The sequence below is a fragment of the Campylobacter sp. B0100352/1 genome, from assembly GCF_020135855.1.
Taxonomy (GTDB): Bacteria; Campylobacterota; Campylobacteria; order Campylobacterales; family Campylobacteraceae; genus Campylobacter_D; species Campylobacter_D taeniopygiae.
The window spans coordinates 1-1,503 of record NZ_JACHTP010000063.1; the positions used below are offsets into that span (position 1 = coordinate 1).

At 25.3% G+C, this 1,503-nt stretch carries 1 protein-coding gene and 2 pseudogenes; all 3 read right to left on the reverse strand.

The window, feature by feature from the left end:
* Nucleotides 1–324, reverse strand: a pseudogene (locus H2279_RS08480) (hypothetical protein); the annotation flags it as partial.
* 216 nt (nucleotides 325–540) lie between these two features.
* Nucleotides 541–1,194, reverse strand: a complete 654-nt coding sequence (locus H2279_RS08485) for a hypothetical protein (RefSeq protein WP_337196273.1) — start codon at nucleotides 1,192–1,194, stop codon at nucleotides 541–543.
* Nucleotides 1,191–1,503 (reverse strand): annotated as a pseudogene (locus tag H2279_RS08490) (hypothetical protein); the annotation flags it as partial. The pseudogene H2279_RS08490 and the gene H2279_RS08485, both read right to left, overlap by 4 nt.

Here is a 1,503-nt window from a genome sequence, read left to right on the forward strand (position 1 = left end):
GATATATTCACTAATGTAAGTAGGTTTAGGAGTATTTAAAGAGAAAGGGTTGCTAAGATTGTCAATAGTGTAAGTATTTAATAAAATTAAATTATCACATTCCCATCTTGAAATACCTATGCTTTTTCCATAAATAAGCAAAATATAATATTCAAATAGTTCTAAAATACTAACCTTATCTTTTAAACAAGATGGTATAATTAAAGTTGGATTAGCATGATCATTCTCTAAAAGCTGAGTTTTTTTCCATATATCAAAATCCATATCAGGAAAAAAAATAGCACACTTTTCATTTTCATCCCATTTTATAAATTTATATTTCATTGTTTACCCCATTTATTATATGTATTTTTCTAAGATTTCCTCTTGGTTTATGAGAATTTCTCCACCACTTCCAAAATCCGTTCTATATACAAGATTAGTTTCATCATCTAACTTATATCTTGTAAGTAATTTTTCCTGTTTTCTTATTTTTTATAGAAATTTCTCTTTGTTCTATCTTTTGAGTATTTTATTATTATCTTGTAAAATTAACAAAAATCACCTATTGATCTCTCCAATCCATCTTATAATATTACCTTTATCATCAATTTCTACTTCCAAATCTTTGTATTTATTGTAAAACTTAGGAGCTAAAATTTCATTAAGATACCTTGTGCCTTTTTGAGTGCGAAAACAATTGATATTATACATATCCCAATTATCCAAATTCCCCCAAAAATCGCCTTTTGTTGCATGATTTACTAAATTATCGTTGTAAGAATAAATATAATTATCTCTAAAATATTTCCAAGTTTCATATTTATTTTCTTTTTTGTATTGTGATAAATTGGGAGTTTTTGTATTTGCGTTATCTGTTTCATGATATGCACAACGCCAAAAATCAATACAATCGTCTAAAAAAAGTTGTCCTATAATAGCTACATAATCATCGGTATAATGATTTGTTAATTTATATAAATTTGAAAAATCGAATAAATAATCAGCAAAAATTGTTTCATCCATTTCTGCTTCAATATCAAAACTTGTCAAAATTGTCATTTCGAACAATTCTAAAATATCTGTTTTCTTAACATTTGGTATTTGTAGAAAAAGGTGCATTTCATAGTAGTTACTTATTTTCTTACCTAACTCATAAGGGATATCATAAAAAATAAAATCCATATACTCTTTATTTAATACTTTATATTTCATCTTAAATCTTTCAAATTGTGAATTTTTGTTTTTGGTTCTAAATTATGGATAATATCTATTGTATCTCCACCACTTTGAGAATTGCTTCTAATTTGTACTTTTGTCATTTTATCCTCTAATAAATAAACATTAATTTCTATCGGTTCTTGTCTTATAGCTTTTCCGGTTTTTTTATCTTTGATACCTATGGTTGTTTTTATTTTATTTAAATGTTGAGCATTCTCTAATAAATCATTAGCTATTTCTTTTATTTGTTTATCATCTTTAGCCCAGAAAACATTCTCACTTCTACCAAGTCTTAATTCTTTA